17 protein-coding genes are annotated in these 16,718 nt (G+C 64.4%); 7 read left to right on the top strand and 10 right to left on the bottom strand.

The features are described 5' to 3' along the window. The first annotated feature begins 23 nt into the window (after positions 1–23). On the top strand, positions 24–1,091 hold the full coding sequence (locus AC0L3C_RS04840) for a threonine aldolase family protein (RefSeq protein WP_473279578.1): 1,068 nt from the start codon (positions 24–26) through the stop codon (positions 1,089–1,091). Between the two features lie 114 nt (positions 1,092–1,205). On the opposite strand, the gene AC0L3C_RS04835 is transcribed toward AC0L3C_RS04840, so the two are convergent. Genes AC0L3C_RS04835 through grxD form a run of 4 tightly spaced genes read right to left on the bottom strand, consistent with a single transcriptional unit; the run spans position 1,206 to position 4,685 of the window. Beyond that, entirely contained in the window at positions 1,206–2,468 is a 1,263-nt protein-coding gene (locus tag AC0L3C_RS04835; RefSeq protein ID WP_473407306.1) for a serine hydrolase domain-containing protein, read from the bottom strand. Position 2,469: 1 nt separating this feature from the next. After that, positions 2,470–3,756, bottom strand: a complete 1,287-nt coding sequence (locus tag AC0L3C_RS04830) for a serine hydrolase domain-containing protein (RefSeq protein ID WP_473407305.1) — start codon at positions 3,754–3,756, stop codon at positions 2,470–2,472. Positions 3,757–3,803: 47 nt separating this feature from the next. Further along, positions 3,804–4,355: an O-acetyl-ADP-ribose deacetylase gene (locus tag AC0L3C_RS04825; RefSeq protein ID WP_473259082.1), complete on the bottom strand. Its 552-nt coding sequence runs from the start codon at positions 4,353–4,355 to the stop codon at positions 3,804–3,806. 3 nt (positions 4,356–4,358) lie between these two features. Next, on the bottom strand, positions 4,359–4,685 hold the full coding sequence (gene grxD / locus AC0L3C_RS04820) for a Grx4 family monothiol glutaredoxin (RefSeq protein WP_007602294.1): 327 nt from the start codon (positions 4,683–4,685) through the stop codon (positions 4,359–4,361). A 241-nt stretch (positions 4,686–4,926) separates the two neighbouring features. On the opposite strand from grxD, the gene egtB reads away from it, so the two are divergent. Together egtB and egtD are read left to right on the top strand one after the other, a co-directional pair. After that, positions 4,927–6,225: an ergothioneine biosynthesis protein EgtB gene (gene egtB, locus AC0L3C_RS04815; RefSeq protein ID WP_473259085.1), complete on the top strand. Its 1,299-nt coding sequence runs from the start codon at positions 4,927–4,929 to the stop codon at positions 6,223–6,225. A 53-nt stretch (positions 6,226–6,278) separates the two neighbouring features. Then, positions 6,279–7,250 (top strand): L-histidine N(alpha)-methyltransferase, encoded by a 972-nt coding sequence (gene egtD, locus AC0L3C_RS04810; RefSeq protein ID WP_473407304.1) that lies wholly within the window; start codon positions 6,279–6,281, stop codon positions 7,248–7,250. Between the two features lie 25 nt (positions 7,251–7,275). Here egtD and AC0L3C_RS04805 read toward each other — a convergent pair whose 3' ends face one another. Both AC0L3C_RS04805 and AC0L3C_RS04800 read right to left on the bottom strand, forming a co-directional pair. Continuing rightward, entirely contained in the window at positions 7,276–8,469 is a 1,194-nt protein-coding gene (locus AC0L3C_RS04805) for a low temperature requirement protein A (RefSeq protein WP_473407385.1), read from the bottom strand. 24 nt (positions 8,470–8,493) lie between these two features. Continuing rightward, positions 8,494–8,730, bottom strand: a complete 237-nt coding sequence (locus AC0L3C_RS04800) for a BolA/IbaG family iron-sulfur metabolism protein (RefSeq protein WP_007602284.1) — start codon at positions 8,728–8,730, stop codon at positions 8,494–8,496. A 210-nt stretch (positions 8,731–8,940) separates the two neighbouring features. On the opposite strand from AC0L3C_RS04800, the gene AC0L3C_RS04795 reads away from it, so the two are divergent. Further along, positions 8,941–9,300, top strand: a complete 360-nt coding sequence (locus AC0L3C_RS04795; protein WP_027567668.1) for a DUF427 domain-containing protein — start codon at positions 8,941–8,943, stop codon at positions 9,298–9,300. 121 nt (positions 9,301–9,421) lie between these two features. On the opposite strand, the gene AC0L3C_RS04790 is transcribed toward AC0L3C_RS04795, so the two are convergent. Continuing rightward, positions 9,422–9,595 carry a DUF1328 domain-containing protein gene (locus AC0L3C_RS04790; protein ID WP_007602280.1) on the bottom strand — a complete coding sequence of 58 codons (174 nt, stop codon included), beginning with the start codon at positions 9,593–9,595 and terminating at the stop codon, positions 9,422–9,424. A gap of 189 nt (positions 9,596–9,784) precedes the next feature. Here AC0L3C_RS04790 and AC0L3C_RS04785 point away from each other — a divergent pair, with 189 nt between their 5' ends. After that, positions 9,785–10,963 carry an acyltransferase family protein gene (locus AC0L3C_RS04785; RefSeq protein ID WP_473407384.1) on the top strand — a complete coding sequence of 393 codons (1,179 nt, stop codon included), beginning with the start codon at positions 9,785–9,787 and terminating at the stop codon, positions 10,961–10,963. A gap of 123 nt (positions 10,964–11,086) precedes the next feature. Here the strand turns inward: AC0L3C_RS04785 and purL are convergent, their stop codons facing one another. Beyond that, positions 11,087–13,297 carry a phosphoribosylformylglycinamidine synthase subunit PurL gene (purL, locus tag AC0L3C_RS04780; protein ID WP_473259094.1) on the bottom strand — a complete coding sequence of 737 codons (2,211 nt, stop codon included), beginning with the start codon at positions 13,295–13,297 and terminating at the stop codon, positions 11,087–11,089. Between the two features lie 183 nt (positions 13,298–13,480). Here purL and AC0L3C_RS04775 point away from each other — a divergent pair, with 183 nt between their 5' ends. After that, the gene (locus AC0L3C_RS04775) at positions 13,481–13,960 is read left to right on the top strand and encodes a PaaI family thioesterase (protein WP_473259096.1); all 480 of its coding nucleotides are present in this window, start codon (positions 13,481–13,483) and stop codon (positions 13,958–13,960) included. Positions 13,961–14,035: 75 nt separating this feature from the next. Next, positions 14,036–14,992 (top strand): DMT family transporter, encoded by a 957-nt coding sequence (locus tag AC0L3C_RS04770; RefSeq protein ID WP_473407303.1) that lies wholly within the window; start codon positions 14,036–14,038, stop codon positions 14,990–14,992. On the opposite strand, the gene AC0L3C_RS04765 is transcribed toward AC0L3C_RS04770, so the two are convergent. Together AC0L3C_RS04765 and purQ are read right to left on the bottom strand one after the other, a co-directional pair. Beyond that, positions 14,993–15,967, bottom strand: a complete 975-nt coding sequence (locus tag AC0L3C_RS04765; RefSeq protein ID WP_473259101.1) for a tripartite tricarboxylate transporter substrate binding protein BugD — start codon at positions 15,965–15,967, stop codon at positions 14,993–14,995. Beyond that, entirely contained in the window at positions 15,964–16,665 is a 702-nt protein-coding gene (gene purQ, locus AC0L3C_RS04760; protein ID WP_473259103.1) for a phosphoribosylformylglycinamidine synthase subunit PurQ, read from the bottom strand. Before purQ ends, AC0L3C_RS04765 begins: the two co-directional genes overlap by 4 nt. Positions 16,666–16,718 lie beyond the last annotated feature (53 nt).

Raw genomic sequence — 16,718 nt, 5'->3', positions numbered from 1 at the left:
CGTTTACTTTCAGGAGGCGTCGCATGCTCTACACCCCTCCCCCGATCGATCCCAAAGCGCCGCCAGTGCGCATCAATCTGCTCTCGGACACGCAGACCAAGCCGACACCCGCGATGCGCGAGGCGATGGCGCGGGCGGAGGTCGGCGACGAGCAGGTCGGCGACGATCCGACCGTGAACGCGCTGTGCGAGCGCGTCGCCGAGCTGCTCGGCAAGGAAGCCGCGGTGTACATGCCGTCAGGCACGATGTGCAACGTCACCGCGACGCTGGTGCATTGCCGCCCCGGCGACGAGATCCTCGCGCATGAAAGCGCGCACATCATCGCGCGCGAAGGCGGGGCGCATGCCGCAATCGGCGGCTTTCAGGTCACGCAATTGAAGGGGCCCGACGGCCAGTTCACGCCGGAGACCTTTCGCAGAGCGCTGCATCCGCGCACCCGCTACCAGCCGCCGCAGACGGTGGTCAGCGTCGAGCAGACCGCCAATATCGGCGGCGGCACGATCTGGAAGAAAGCCGCGCTCGACGAGATCGTCGCGATCGCGAAACAACATGGCCTCGTCACCCACATGGACGGCGCACGCCTGCTCAACGCCACTGTCGCGAGCGGCATCTCCCCGCGCGACATGACCGCGGGGTGGGATTCGGCCTGGATCGACTTCTCGAAGGGCTTGGGCGCGCCGATCGGCGGCGTGCTGGCGGGCTCGCGCGCCTTCATCGATGCGGTCTGGCAGTGGAAGCAGCGACTCGGCGGCTCGATGCGACAGGCCGGAATCTGCGCGGCGGCTTGCATCTACGCGCTCGACCATCATGTCGAGCGGCTCGCCGACGATCACGCCAATGCGCGCGCGCTCGCTCGCGGACTGTCCCAGATCGCAGGCGTCGAGGTGCAGGAGCCCGAGACCAATCTGGTGTTCTTCAAGCCCGATGGTGCCGGCATTCCCGGCGACAAGATGGTCGCGGCGCTGCGCCAGCGCGGTGTGACGCTTGCGATGATGGACGGCCGCATCCGCGCCTGCACCCATCTCGACGTCAATGCGAGCCAGGTCGAGGAGACGATCGGATATATCCGCGAGATCGTGCGCGGAGCGTAAGTCCTGTAGCCCCGTAGCCCGGATGGAGCGGAGCGAAATCCGGGGCGACATCGGCAGCGGTCCCGGATTGCGCTTCGCTCCATCCGGACTACGACAGCGGGGCTAGACGAAAAGCTACCGGCCCATCGCCTGGTAGATCAGTGTCTTCAGCGTCAGTTGAATCCGGCCGCGCTGCGTCGGGGTCTGCACCATGAAGATCCCGAACAGATCGTCCTCGGGATCGATGAAGAAAAACGTGCCGCCGACGCCGTCCCAGCGATATTCCCCGAGCGGCCACGCCGTTCCAGGGGGCACCGAGGTGCGCACGGCAAAGCCGAGACCGAAGCCCGAAGACCCGCCCGGATAATAGTTCTGATCGCGCGCGATCTTCGTTTCCGGCCCGATATGATCCGAGGCCATCAGCGCGATGGTTTCTGGCTTGAGATAGCGCCGGCCCTGATAAGTGCCGCCGTTGAGCAGCATCTGGGCGAAGCGGGCATAGTCACCGACCGTGCCGACCATGCCGCCGCCGCCCGATTCCCAGATCGCGGGCCGCCTGATGTCACGGACCTGCGTCGTCGGATTGATGTTGCGATCCTCCGGCATCGGCTCGGCGATGAGCGGGAATTTGGCGGGATCTGCGACGAAGAAAGCCGTCTCGGTCATGCCGAGCGGATCGAGCAGCCGCTCCTTCTCGAATTGCAGCAGCGTCTTTCCGGCAATGATTTCGACAACGCGGCCGAGCACGTCGGTGGAATAGCCGTAATCCCACACCGTGCCGGGCTGCTCGACCAGCGGCAATGTGGCGATCTTGGCGGCGAATTCGGCGTTGGTCAGATTGCTGTTGAAGAGATTGGCGTCCGCGTAGAGCTCGCGGACCATACCGCCGCCGTAATAGCCGTAAGGCAGCCCTGAGGTGTGGCGCAGCAGATCCTTGATCGTGATGGGTCGCTCCAGCGGCTCCAGCGCCAGGGCGACTTTGCCGTCCTCGGCCTTCCTCTCGATGCCGACCTTCATGCCGGCAAAGGCCGGAATGTATTTCGAGACGGGATGGTCGAGCGAAAGCCTGCCCTCCTCAACCAGCATCATCGCCATGACTGAGGTGACCGGCTTCGACATTGAGTAGAGGCGGAAGATTGTGTCGGCGCTCATCGAGAGTTCGGTCGCGACGTCGCGGACGCCGAAATTCTGGTAATACACCGGCTTGCCGTGCTGCTGAAGCAGCAGGATGGCGCCGGGGATCTTGCCGGTGGCGACCTCGTTGCGGATGTAGTCGGAAACCTTCGTCAGCCCCGCGGGCGAGAGCGGGCGGGCCGCAGGTCTCTCCGAGCCCGCCTTCGCAACGATGCCGCCGGCGAGAAGGACGAGCGCCGCGACCAATGCGCGGCGCCCGAACATGTCAATTCTCCATCGCTTCATAAACCAGCTGCTTCAATGTCCGCTGCACGCGCTGGCGCTCGGTCGGGGTCTGCTCCAGCAGAACGAAGAACATGTCCTGCTTGGGGTCGATCACGAAATAGCAGCCGGAGGCGCCGTCCCATTTCAATTCGCCGAGATCGCCGGGCGGCGGCGGTTTGGCGTTGCCGGGATCGGTGCGGACCGCAAGTCCGAGACCGAAGCCGAAACCATCGCCGGGGAAGTAGAAATAATCGCGATCGACGCCCGATTTGGGGCCGATCTGGTCGGTCACCATCAGCTTGAACGTCTCCGGTTTGAGAATCGTCTTGCCGTCGAGGCTGCCGCCGTTGAGCAGCATCTGCGTAAAGCGCTCATAATCGGCCATGGTCGTGACCATACCGCCGCTGGCGAACTGGATCTTCTTGACGACCGTCGGATCGTTGATCCGCCCGACCCGGAAATCGCTGTCGTTCGGCACCGGCTGCGCCAGCAGCTTCTGCTTCTCGGGATCGGTGACGAAGAAGCCGGTGTCGACCATGCCGAGCGGGTCGAGCAGCTTCTCCCGCTCGATCTCGATCAGCGGCTTGCCGGCCGCGACCTCCATCACCCGCGCCAGGATGTCGGTGGAATGGCCGTATTGCCACAGTGCGCCCGGCTGGTTGTGCAGCGGAAGTTTTGCGATTCGCTCGGCGAATTCCGCGAGGTCGAAATCGCCGGCATAGATGTTGGCCTCGCGATAGGCCTTGCGGACCAGGCTGTCGCCGTAGAAGCCGTAGGTGACGCCCGAGGTGTGCGTCATCAAATCATGCACCGTCATCGGCCGGTTCGGCGGCACGAGCTCGAGCGACTTGGTGCCGTCCTCGGCCTTCTTCTCGACGCCGACTTTCACATTGGCAAAGGACGGAATGTATTTCGAGACGGGATCGTCGAGCTTGATCGTACCTTCCTCGATCAACTTCACTGCGACAACAGAAGCGATCGCCTTGCTCATCGAGAACAGACGGAAGATCGTCTTGTCGGTGATCGGCGCGTTGCTGACCGCGTCCTGCACGCCGAAGACTTCGTGGTACACCGGCTTGCCATGTTGCTTGATGAGCACGTTTGCGCCGGCGATCTTGCCGGTCGCGACCTCGTTCTTGAAGAACTCGGTGATCCTGGCGAGCTTGTCCGGATTGAAATGCGCACCGGCCGGAATCTCGTAGGTGCCCTCCGCCCGCGCGAACGACATCGTACCCAACGACACAAGCGCGGCGCAGACCAGCGCGCGCAGTCCAGATTGTGCAATCATATCCCCTCCCCGGAACATGGCCCGGCGGGAGTGTACCGACCGCGTCATCAGGCACAAGGGCCGCCATACCGCGCCAAAACGTCCGCGTGCAGAGCCGCGCTCTTTTCCGAGAAACAACAAAATATGGCGTCGGCGACCAGCGGCGCGGCCGGCAGGGCTTCAATGGTTGCATGGACCGCAATCTTTGCGGCCTGGTCGGCCGGAAAGCCGTAAACCCCGGTTGAAATTGCGGAGAACGCCACGGAGGTCAGCTGATTGGCCTCACAGAGCTCAAGCGCACGGCGATAGCAGGAGCCCAGCGCCTCTGCCTCACCGCAAGTGCCGCCGTGCCAGACCGGGCCGACGGCATGAATCACATGGCGCGCAGGGAGAAGGTAGCCCGTGGTGATCTTGGCATCGCCGGTCGGGCATCCTCCGAGCTTCCGGCACTCGGCGAGAAGCTCGGGCCCGGCCGCCCGATGAATCGCGCCATCGACGCCGCCCCCGCCCAGGAGCGACGTATTGGCCGCGTTGACGATGGCGTCAACGCTCAGCGTGGTGATGTCAGCAACGACGACCTTGAGCTCCGCGCCGCCGATCCGGCGCGTCAGCTGGGTCACCTATCAGGCCGCGACAGCGACGCCCTTTTCGGAGAAGAGCTGCTGCAATTCACCGGCTTGGAACATCTCGCGGACAATGTCGCAGCCGCCGACGAACTCGCCCTTCACATAGAGCTGCGGAATGGTCGGCCAGTTCGAATAGTCCTTGATGCCGTTGCGCAGTTCGGCGGATTCGAGAACGTTGAGGCCTTTATAGCCGACGCCGATGTGGTCGAGGATCTGGACGACCTGGCCGGAGAACCCGCACTGCGGAAATTGCGGTGTGCCCTTCATGAACAGAACCACGTCGTTCGACTTCACTTCGTTGGCGATGAATTCCTCGATGCTCATATCCGTGTCCTTATGGGGCGGAGCCCACTCCAATCGCTTCGGGCTGGCTCAGCCGATTTAACCCGATCCTTGCCTATATATGTAGCCCAAACCGTTGTGCATCCAAAGTAAAATGGCGGCGAGCGGCCGCTGGGCGGACCTCTCTCGGCACCGCCGGCCCGTTGCATGATGGCACGAATATCATGGTCAGGGAGGACTTTCATACCGTCCCGGAGCCCCTATCTAGGACGAACCCGGCGTTTTGGAACCCGGCAACGCCAACAACGTTCTCTTGTCCTGTCTGGAGAAAAACGTGACGAAACAAGCCTCCGCTACGGCCAGTCCGCCGCTTTCGTCACCGTCGGTCGACCCGAGCAACCTCGCCCGGCGGCTTGAGGATGCCTTTCTCACCGTCCGCAACGAGACCGAGCGCCGTGCCGCGCCGCTCTCGCCGGAGGACCAGCAGATCCAATCCATGCCGGATGCGAGCCCGGCGAAATGGCACCGGGCGCACACCACTTGGTTCTGGGAGCAGTTCGTGCTCCGCGAACATTGCCCCGGCTACCAGCCCTTCCACCCCGATTTCGCCTTCCTGTTCAATTCCTATTACGTCAGCGCAGGGCCCCGTCATGCCCGGAATCACCGCGGCGACATCACCCGTCCCAGTGCAAGCGAGGTCGGCGCCTATCGCAGTTATGTCGATGCTGCGGTCGTGAAGTTCTTCCGCGAGGCCGGCGAGGACAAGCTCCGTGCCCTCGCGCCATTGGTCGAGGTCGGGCTCAATCACGAGCAGCAGCATCAGGAATTGATGTTCACCGATATCCTGCACGCCTTTGCGCAGAACCCGATCTATCCCGCCTACGATCGGGACTGGCGCTTTCCGTCCGCAACGCGCGTCGGCAACGACTGGCTGATTCTCAACGAGGGCATCCACACCGTCGGCCATGTCGAGGACAGCTTCCATTTCGACAACGAGAAGCCGGCCCACCGCGCGCTCGTCGGCCCGGTCAAGATCGCACGCAATCTCGTCACCAATGGCGAATGGCTGGCCTTCATGCGCGATGGCGGCTACGCGAACGCAACACTGTGGCTGATGGACGGCTTTGCCGCCGCCAGCAAGGACGACTGGCAGGCCCCGGGCCATTGGCGCGAGGTCGACGGCCAATGGCAGGTCATGACGCTGGCCGGCCTCAAGGCGGTCGATCCCGACGCGCCCGTCTGCCACGTCAGCTATTACGAGGCCGACGCCTTTGCGCGCTGGGCCGGAAAGCATCTGCCTACCGAGATGGAATGGGAAGTCGCGGCCCGCGCCGGCCAGCTCAACGATGCCTTCGGCGTGGTCTGGCAGTGGACGCGATCGTCCTATTCGCCGTACCCCGGCTATCGCGCGATCGAAGGCGCGCTCGGCGAATACAACGGCAAGTTCATGGTCAACCAGCTGGTGCTGCGCGGCTCTTCGCTTGCAACCCCGGAGGGGCACAGCCGTATTACCTATCGCAACTTCTTTTATCCGCACCACCGCTGGCAATTCACGGGACTGCGGCTCGCCGACTACGAGTAAAATTCTCATCCGACGACAAAATGCGCGCCGGACAGCGCGTTCAGGAGAGTATCATGAATGTGCACGCCAGCGCTTTGGCCGAAGCCCATCTTCCCGACGAGCAGACCACCGCCTTTGCCCGCGAGGCCATCGAGGACCTCTCGCAGCAGCCCAAAAAGCTGTCGCCGAAATATTTCTACGATGCGACCGGATCGGAACTGTTCGAGGCGATCACGCGGCTGCCGGAATATTATCCGACGCGTACGGAGCTGGCGATCCTGAAGGAGCGTGGCAGCGAGATAGCAAAGATCATTCCGGAGCACGCAGCCCTCGTGGAATTCGGCGCCGGCGCGACCACAAAGGTCCGCCTGCTGCTCAATCACTGCAAGTTCGCGGCCTATGTGCCCGTCGACATCTCCGGCGACTTCCTGACGGCGCAGGCAAACGGCCTGAAGCGGGATTTTCCGTCACTCGGCATCTACCCGGTGGCGGCCGACTTCACCACCCCGTTCGAGCTGCCCGAGGCGGTGGCGACGATGCCCAAGGTCGGGTTCTTCCCGGGCTCGACCATCGGCAATTTCGAGCCGCATGAAGCGCAGGCCTTCCTGAGCAGCGCGCGCGCCATCCTGGGCCGGGGTGCGCAGATGATCATCGGCGCCGACCTTGAGAAGGAGGAGCGCCTGCTCCACGACGCCTATAACGATGCCGCCGGCGTCACCGCACGTTTCAACCTCAATGTACTGGTGCGGATCAATCGCGAGCTCGGCGGCAATTTCGATCTCTCCGCCTTCACCCATCGTGCGATCTACAATCGCGAGCGGCACCGCATCGAGATGCACCTGATCAGCAAGAAGAGCCAGACCGTGCGCCTGCTCGGCACCAGCTTTTCGTTCCGCCCGGGCGAGAGCATTCATACCGAGAACAGCTACAAATACAGCATCGAGCGCTTTGCCGCGCTGGCGCAGGGCGCGGGCTGGCGGGTGCGCGAGAGCTGGACGGATGCCGCGAAGATGTTCTCCGTGCACGCGCTGGCGGCGGCGGAGTAAGCGCTCTGGCGCCGATGGCGCCGGCTCAATGCTCCCCAGCCTCGTCCGGCGCCGACCCCAGCGACACCGACTCCCACACCGCAACGACGATCATGATCACCGTCGCGGCGACCGACAGCCATAGAGGGGACAGCTCGGCAGCGAACCACGACAGCGCCGCGAGCGCGATGATGCCAATCCCGTGCGAGAGCTGGAGGAAGCCGCGGATCGCGTGCTTGAACAGGATGGTGCCAACAAGGAATAGCAAGGGACCGCCGATCGTGCTGACGATGGTCCTGATGTCTGAATGGCCGAGCGGATGCTTCAGCACCAGCTCGTCGGAGACCGCGGTCAGGATGATGCCGGCGACGATCGGCATGTGCAGATAGGTGTAGGCGAGCCGCGCCAACCGGCCGGATTCGGCGGATTTCGAGATGCGCTCGGCGCCGGCCTCGGCGCCCTTGTGGAAATAGACCCACCACATCGCGATGCTGCCGACCAGCGCGGAGACGAAGGCCAGAATGTTGTCCGCGGTCCAGCCCAGTTCGGCAAAGGTCGCGCCGTTGACGACGACGGCCTCGCCAAGCGCGATGATGACGAAGAGCGAGCAGCGCTCGGCCATGTGGCCGCCTTCGACGGCCCAGGCCTCCACCGACGAGAAGCCCAGCTTGGGGACCCAGAAGCGCACCGCCGGCGAGATGTATTCGATCGTCAGTGCCACGATCCAGAACCACAGCCGCGTCTCGTCATGGGCGAGGCCGCCGAGGATCCAGAAGATTGCGGAGACCGAGAGCCACGTCAGGATGCGGATCGCATTGTGCCGGACCGCAGTTCGATGCCGCGGCGTTGCAAACATCCAGAAGGCGGTGCGCCCGACCTGCATGGTTGCGTAGGCGATCGCAAACCACAGGCCCCGCCCCTCGAAGGCGGTCGGGATCGTCGTCGACAGCACGAGGCCGCCCAGCATCATCAGGAAGATCAGGATGCGGACCGGCGTCAGCTCGGGATCGAGCCAGTTGGTGACCCAGGCGGTGTAGACCCACACCCACCATACCGCGAGAAACAGCACCGCGACGTGCACGGCACCGAGCGGGGTGAAATGGTGCAGCAATGTGTGCGAGACCTGCGTGATCGCGAAAACGAAGACCAGGTCGAAGAACAGCTCGGCATTGGTGACGCGGCTGTGCTGGTTCGGCAGGATGACGCGGAACATCGCGCCGCGCGGATTGTCCGCAGCCATCGTCATCCCCCCGTCACGATCAGATCAGGCGCCCGGCACCCCGGTTTGCAGCGCCAGCGCATGCAGCACGCCGCCCATCTGGCCGCGCAGGGACTGATAGACGATCTGGTGCTGCTGGACGCGGGACTTGCCGCGGAAGGTCTCCGAGATCACGGTCGCGGCATAGTGATCGCCGTCCCCGGCGAGGTCACGGATGGTCACCTCGGCATCGGGGATCGCCGCCTTGATCATCGCCTCGATATCGTGGGCGTCCATTGGCATTCGGGTCGTGCTCCTGTCTCGGCTGCAATCAGCCTTGTCGTCGAATCGCTGCCGGGGTCCATATCTGCAAAGCCAAACTTGCCGGCGGGGCCAAACTTAGCGTGAACGGCCTTCTACGTCACGCCTTCCGGCACTATATCGGTGATCCGATCTGGATAAAGCCACGACAAAGTGCCGCGCGCGGCAGAGTGATCGAAAAGGCGTGAAATCATGAAGCTTCCAGGGCCCGACCACCCCATCACCATTACCCCAAATCCCCGGCGCGTCCGCGTCACGGCCGGCGATATCGTGATCGCCGAGACCACCAAGGCGCTGACGCTGAAAGAGGCGAAATATCCGGCGGTGCAATATGTGCCGCGACAGGACGCCAACATGGCGCTGCTGGAGCGCACCGACCGCGTCACCCACTGTCCTTACAAGGGGGATGCGAGCTATTACAGCGTCAAGGCCGACGGCAAGACGCTGGATAACGCGATCTGGACCTATGAGGCGCCCTTCCCCGCGATGACCGAGATTTCCGGGCATCTCGCCTTCTACCCGGACAAGGTGAAGATCGAGGAAGTGGGGTAGCTGCTTGCGTCATGGCCGGGCTCGTCCCGGCCATCGACGTTCTTGGCCAATCGCGGATACAGCGACGTGGATGCCCGGGACAAGCCCGGGCATGACGACTGGGAATGCTGGAGCAGCCCCGCTACGCCCTGAATATCGTGAGCCCCAGGATCAGCAACACCAGGAAGATCGCGACGAACACGTAGAACAGGAAGCGGGCGATGTCGGCGGAGGCGGCCGAGATGCCGGTGAAGCCGAGCACGCCGGCCACGATCGAGACAAGTAAGAAGATCAGCGCCCATTTCAGGATCGTCATCGCCAGCTCCGAAATTGTACCGCTTGCCGCGGTCCCAAGCCCTTTTGGCGAACGCTAACTTCGTCGCGGGGAACTGGTTCCTAGCGGTCTTGAGACCTGCGGGCGTCCCAAACGACCCTTGCTGAATCCGGTTCCCGGCGGCAAAGTCCGGCCGGGACGGAAAGCGCGACCGGGGCGGCCACGATGACGATGTCACATTCAGCGACGATCGGCGCAGAGGCGCACGCGGTGCCGAAGGCCAAGGCGCGCAATCTGTCGCTCGATCGCGCCCGCACCTTCCTCACGCTGGTGGTGCTGCTGCACCACGCCGTCATTCCCTACACCTATTTCGGGCACACCGATCCGGCGTCCTGGGCCGGTTTCGACGTGATCGTGCTGGCCACCGACAGCTTCTTCATGGCGATGTTCTTCTTTCTGTCGGGACTGTTCACCTGGCCGGGCATCGCGCGCAAGGCGCCGTCAGTTTTTCTCCGCGACCGCCTGTTGCGGCTCGGGCTGCCGTTCGCGATCGCGGCGTTCACCGTCATCCCGCTCGCCTATTACGCGATCGCGCTGCGGCACGATCCCGGGCTGAGCTTCACGGCATTCTGGTGGAAGACGATCACGGTTGGCCCGTGGCCGAGCGGCCCGATCTGGTTCGTGTGGGTGCTGCTGGCGTTCGACCTCACCGCGAGCCTGCTCTACCGGGTCTCCGCGCATCTGGTCGACCCAGGCAACCGCGCGTCGCTGCGCGGATTCGACCAGCCGGCTGTATTCTGGCTGCTGCTCGTCGTCGTCACGACCATCGCCTACGTGCCGGCGCTGCTCTATTTCGGCGGCAGCAAATGGTTCGAGCTCGGGCCGTTCTCGGTGCAGGCAAGCCGCATCCTGCTCTACTTCGCCTATTTCTTCATCGGCGTCAGTGTTGGAGCTGCGAACTTCGACCGCGGCATCCTCAGCGCCGGCGGCCAGTTGCCGAAACAGCGCTGGCTGTGGGTGATCGCCACGCTGATCCCCTACTGCCTGATGTGGGGCATGATCTACATCAAGCGCGAAGTTCTGGGCAATCCAAACCCGCAGCCGCACTGGTACCAGGCCATCTACGGCACGTTCTTCGTGCTGTTCTCAGGTTCGATCCTGCTTGCGATTCTCGCGTTCTTCCTGCACCAGAAATCGCCGGGCCCGAACCTGCTCGACCGCATGCAGGCGGACGCCTACGGCATCTTCCTGGTGCACTATCCGATCGCGTTGTGGATCCAGTACGCGCTGTTCGACTATACGCTGCCTGCGATCGTGAAAGCCACGATCGGCTTCGTGCTCACGGTGATCTTGAGCTGGGGCCTGACGGCGGGCTTGCGGAAGATTCCGGGGGCCACGCACGTATTGTGAGGCCGAGCTCTTTCCATTCGTCATTGCGAGGAGCTCTTGCGACGAAGCAAATCCAGAGTGCCTCGGCGGTGAGGCTCTGGATTGCTTCGCTGCGCTCGCAATGACGGAGTTTGCGGAAGCGCCTTACGCCGCCTTGCCGCCCATATACTCCGGCAGCCAGCGCTCGAACGAGGTTCGCAGCGCCTTGATCGTTACAGGTGCCTCGCCCGCGATCGCGAGGGCGTCGCCGCCGGTGGTGCCGATCCGCACGCAGGGCACCTCGCAGCCGCGCATCTTGGCGAGCACGCGGCCGGCTTCCGTTTCCGGCACGGTAACGAGATAGCGCGCCTGGTCCTCGCCGAACCAATAGGCCTGCGGCACCAGCGCGGTCGGCGCCGCGAGCAGTTTTGCGCCGATGCCGCTCGCCATCGCCATCTCGGCGAGCGCGATCAAAAGGCCACCGTCGGAGAGATCGTGCACGGCGGTCGCGGTGCCCGCATGGATCATGCCGCGCACGCAGTCGCCGTTGCGCTTCTCGGCCGCGAGGTCGACCGGCGGCGGCGCGCCCTCCTCGCGACCGCAGATGTCGCGCAGGTAAACGGACTGGCCGAGCCAGCCATGGGTCTCGCCGATCAGGAGGATCGCCTCGCCCTCGGCCTTGAAGGCAAGCGAGGCCGACTTGGTGAAGTCGTCGAGCAGGCCGACGCCGCCGATCGAGGGCGTCGGCAGGATCGCGCGGCCGTTGGTCTCGTTGTAGAGCGAGACATTGCCGGACACGACCGGGAAGTCGAGCGTGCGGCAGGCTTCCGAGATGCCCTTCAGGCAGCCGACGAACTGGCCCATGATCTCGGGCCGCTCGGGATTGCCGAAATTGAGGTTGTCAGTGATCGCGAGCGGCTTACCGCCGACGGCGGTGATGTTGCGCCAGGCTTCCGCCACCGCCTGCTTGCCCCCTTCAAACGGATCGGCTTCGCAATAGCGCGGCGTCACGTCGACGGTCAGCGCCAGGCCCTTCGGACCGTCCTGCACCCGCACGACGGCGGCATCGCCGCCCGGACGCTGCATGGTGTTGCCGAGAATGACGTGGTCGTACTGCTCCCAGACCCAGCGCTTGCTGCACATGTCGGGCGTGCCGATCAGCTTTTCGAGCGCGGCACCGAGCCCCATCGGGGCCACCACTTCGCGCGCATGCACGACCGGCAAAGCGGCGGAGGGGACATGCGGGCGGTCATAGAGCGGCGCCTCGTCGCCGAGCTCCTTGATCGGCAAATCGGCCATGACGTCGCCGCCATGCTTGACCACGAAGCGCTTGCTCGGCGTGGTGTAGCCGACCACGGCGAAATCGAGGCCCCACTTCTTGAAGATCGCCTCGGCCTCTTTCTCCTTCTCGGGCTTGAGCACCATGAGCATGCGCTCCTGGCTCTCCGAGAGCATCATCTCGTAGGCGCTCATGCCGATCTCGCGCGTCGGCACCGCATCGAGATCGAGATCGACGCCGAGGTCGCCCTTGGCGCCCATCTCGACCGCCGAACACGTCAGCCCCGCCGCGCCCATGTCCTGGATCGCGATGACGCAGCCCTTCTCCATGATCTCGAGACAAGCCTCTAACAGCAGCTTCTCGGCGAAGGGATCGCCGACCTGCACGGTCGGACGCTTCTCCTCGGACTTGTCGTCGAACTCGGCCGAGGCCATCGAGGCGCCGTGGATGCCGTCGCGGCCGGTCTTGGAGCCGAGATAGACGATCGGCATGTTCACGCCCGAGGCGGCCGCATAGAAGATCTTGTCGGTATCGGCGAGGCCGACCGCCATCGCGTTGACGAGAATGTTGCCGTCATAGCGGGTGTGGAAGCGGACCTGACCACCGACCGTCGGCACGCCGAAGGAATTGCCATAGCCGCCGACCCCGGCGACGACGCCGGAGACGAGATGCCGCGTCCTGGCATGCTCGGGCGAGCCGAAGCTCAGCGCATTGAGGCAGGCGATCGGCCGCGCGCCCATCGTGAAGACGTCGCGCAAGATGCCGCCGACGCCGGTGGTGGCGCCCTGGTACGGCTCGATGTAGCTCGGGTGGTTGTGGCTCTCCATCTTGAAGACCACGGCCTGGCCGTCGCCGATGTCGATCACGCCGGCATTCTCGCCCGGGCCCTGGATCACCCAGGGCGCCTTGGTCGGCAAGCCCTTCAGATGGAGGCGGGAGGACTTGTACGAGCAGTGCTCGTTCCACATCGCCGAGAAGATGCCGAGCTCGGTGAAGGTCGGCTCCCGCCCGATCAGCTTCAGGATGCGCTCATACTCGTCGGGCTTGAGCCCGTGGGCGGCAATCAGCTCGGGGGTGATCTTGGGTTCGTTCTTCATGGAATTTGGGCTTTCGGCAGCAGTTGGCCGTTCTTAGGAACATCGGGCGGCTTGGAAAAGCCCTTTATGGCGCATTTTCCCGCTGTCCCACGTTTTGCGGCCGGGGGCTGCGGGAACAGGAATTGCACAGCGCGGACAGATCGGATTTAAGGGCAAAAGACCCGCAATTGAAGGCCCATTTCCTTGCACGAATTGACCAAAGCGCCGCCGCCTCGCCGCCCCGACCTCCACATCGCCACCGATGGCGAATTCCAGGGCTGGCGAACCTGGATTCGCGACAGTTTTGAGAGCCATATCGGCCCGTTCTGGCACAAGATCGAGGACGACGGCAGCGTCCGCTCGGCGTTCCGGGTCGAGAAAAAGCACCTCAACGGCTCCGGAAACGTCCATGGCGGCTGCTTCATGGCGTTTGCCGACTATTGCCTGTTCGCGATCGCGACTCACGAACTGGATGGGCCGGCCGTGACCACCAATTTCGCCTGCGACTTCCTCGACGCGGCGCGCGAAGGCGAGTTGATCGAATGCGTCGGCGAAGTCTCCCGCGCCGGCGGCTCGCTGATCTTCCTGCGCGGCAAGCTGACATCAGGCGGGCGGCCCCTGTTCACTTTCTCCGGCACGATCAAGCGGGTGAAGCGGAAACCGGCACCGCAGCCAAACGCATAGCTCGCTGCCTTTCCTTTTGGCGCCCCGTCGCCCAGACTTGTATCGAGCGCTGTCGCGCCGGGGAGCAACACCAAGGTGCCGCAGAGCACACCGCCGACGACTCGCGCCACGGCCCCGCAATTGCCGTCCATGCCCGCCGCCGGCGCGCGCAACTGGCGCGACTATGCGCTGCTGGTCGCGCTGGCCTGCTGCTGGAGTTCAACCTATCCGCTGGCCAAGCTCGCGCTGGATACGATCCCGCCCGTGACGTTCATCTCGGCGCGCTCGCTGATCGCGGCCGCCTTCCTGTTCGCGATCCTGTGGATGCGCGGCGTCAGGATCCCGACCGACGCGAAGGCCTGGAAGCTGTTCGCGGTCCAGCAATTGATCAACTCGACCGTTCCGTTCTTGATCATCACCTGGTCGCAGCTCTATGTGCCGGCGTCGAACACGGTGGTGCTGGCCTCGACCACGCCGATCTTCGCCTTCCTGATCACCTCGCTGATCACGCGTCACGAGCCGGCAACGCTGCTGAAGCTGTTGGGTGCGATTCTCGGCCTTGCCGGCACCATCGCCATCGTCGGCTTGGATGCGCTGCGCGGCTTCGGCAGCGAGATCGTGGCGGAGATCGCCATCCTGCTCGCCACCATCTCGTTCGCCTGCGCAACCATCTTCGGGCTGCGGCTGTCCGAATATGATCCCATGGTGGTGGCAGCCGGCTCGCTGCTGTTCGGCGGCCTCGTGCTGCTGCCGCCTTCGCTGATCATCGACCAGCCATGGACGCTGCACCCGACGCCGACCGCGATCATGGCGACCATCGTCATGGGCATCGTCTCCAGCGCCTTGGGGCTGATGCTGTTCTACATGTGCCTCGGCAGGCTCGGCACGCTGACGACGAACGCACAAGGCTATTTACGCATCCCGATCGGCGTCGGCCTCTCCGTAATGCTGCTCGGCGAGAGCGTGCCCTCGAACCTGGCGTTGGGACTGGTGCTGGTCATGGCGGGCGTCGCCGCGATGACGGTGCCGACGGAACGGCTGAAACGGCGCTAGCTATGGCTTGGCGTCGTCCGCCAGCATCTTGCGGTACTTCTCGACGTCGCGCGTCACGAGCTTTTGCAGCACCTCGGGCGTGTGCTCGTCGGCATCGGGGGCCACGGTCGAGAGGTCGGCGAACCGCTTCTTCACCGCGTCGGTTTCGACCGCCGTGCGCGCAGCGGCATTCAGCTTGGCGATGATCGCCGGCGGGGTGCCCTTGGGCGCGAACAGGCCATTCCAGCCCTGCGCTTCGAATTCGGGCAGGCCGGCTTCGGCCGACGTCGGCAGATCCGGCACTGTCGCGAGCCGCACGGTCGAGCCGACCACGAGCCCGCGCGCCAGCTTCTCGTTGATCGACTGCGAGACCGAGGCTGCCGCATCGCAGACGCCGTCGATCTGGCCGCCGATGGCGTCGGTGAGCGCGGGCGCGGCGCCGCGATAGCCGACCAGCGTCGCGTCGATGCCGGCGGCCGTGACGAAGCTCTTGCAGATCAGGTAGTTCGAAGAGCCGACGCCGGCATGGCCGAGATTGATCTTGCCGGGGTTCGCCTTGGCGTAGGCGATGAACTCCTTCAGATCCTTCGCCGGAAAATCCTTGCGCACGGCGATGATGCCGAACGTTTTCGCCACCATGGCAATCGGCACGAAGGAGTCCGGCGTGAACGGCAGTTTGGGATAGATCGTATAGGTCGCGGCGTTGGTGCCGGCATTGCCGATCGCAATGGTGTAGCCGTCAGGCTCGGCGCGGGAGGCGCGCGCCAGTGCGGTCGAGCCGCCGGCGCCGGCGACGTTCTCGATCACGATGGTCTGGCCGAGCGCGATGCCCATCTGCTCGGCAACGGTGCGCGCGATCACGTCGGACGTGCCGCCGGCCGCGAACGGCACGATCATCGTGACGGGACGCTTGGGGAAATCCTGCGCGAACGCGGCCGTCGCGAACGCAACGACGGCGACAGCGGCCGAGAGCCGCTTCAGCACGAACGCAATCACGCGGCTTTTTCCAGATGCGCGGTGAGGCCGGCGAACAGGCCGCGGCCGTCGGTGCAGCCCATGATGTCTTCGACGTGGTTTTCCGGATGCGGCATCATGCCGAGCACGTTGCCCTTGTCGTTGACGATGCCGGCGATGGATTGCGCGGCGCCATTGATGTTGCTGACATCGTCGATCGCGCCGTCGGCCGAGCAATAGCGGTAAAGCACGCGCCCCTCGCCTTCGAGCCGCTTGATGGTCTCCGCGTCCGCCGCATAATTGCCCTCGCCATGCGCGATGGGCACGCGGATCACCTGCCCTGCATTGTAGCCGCGCGTGAACGGCGTGTCGGAGCGCTCGACGCGGAGATGCACGTCGTGGCAGATGAATTTCAGCCGCGCATTGCGCATCAGGACGCCGGGCAAGAGGCCGGATTCGCAGAGGATCTGAAATCCGTTGCAGACGCCGAGCACGAGGCCGCCCTTGGCCGCGTAGTCGCGCACCGCGTCCATCACCGGCGCCCGCGCCGCAATCGCGCCGCAGCGCAGATAATCGCCATAGGAGAAACCGCCGGGCACCACCACGAGGTCGGTGCCATCGGGCAGCGACGTCTCGGCATGCCAGACCATTGTGGGCTCGCTCCCCGAGATCAGCCTCAAGGCACGCGCCATGTCGCGCTCGCGGTTGATTCCGGGAAAGACGAGGATGGCGGCTTTCATGGCAGAGGTTCCGAACGAGGATTGAATGGGCTGGCACGGCTGCCAAATCGGCA

The organism is Bradyrhizobium sp. WSM4872, from assembly GCF_055811715.1.
Note: the sequence above shows the minus strand (reverse complement) of the source record. Positions and strands in the feature narration are given on the sequence as shown.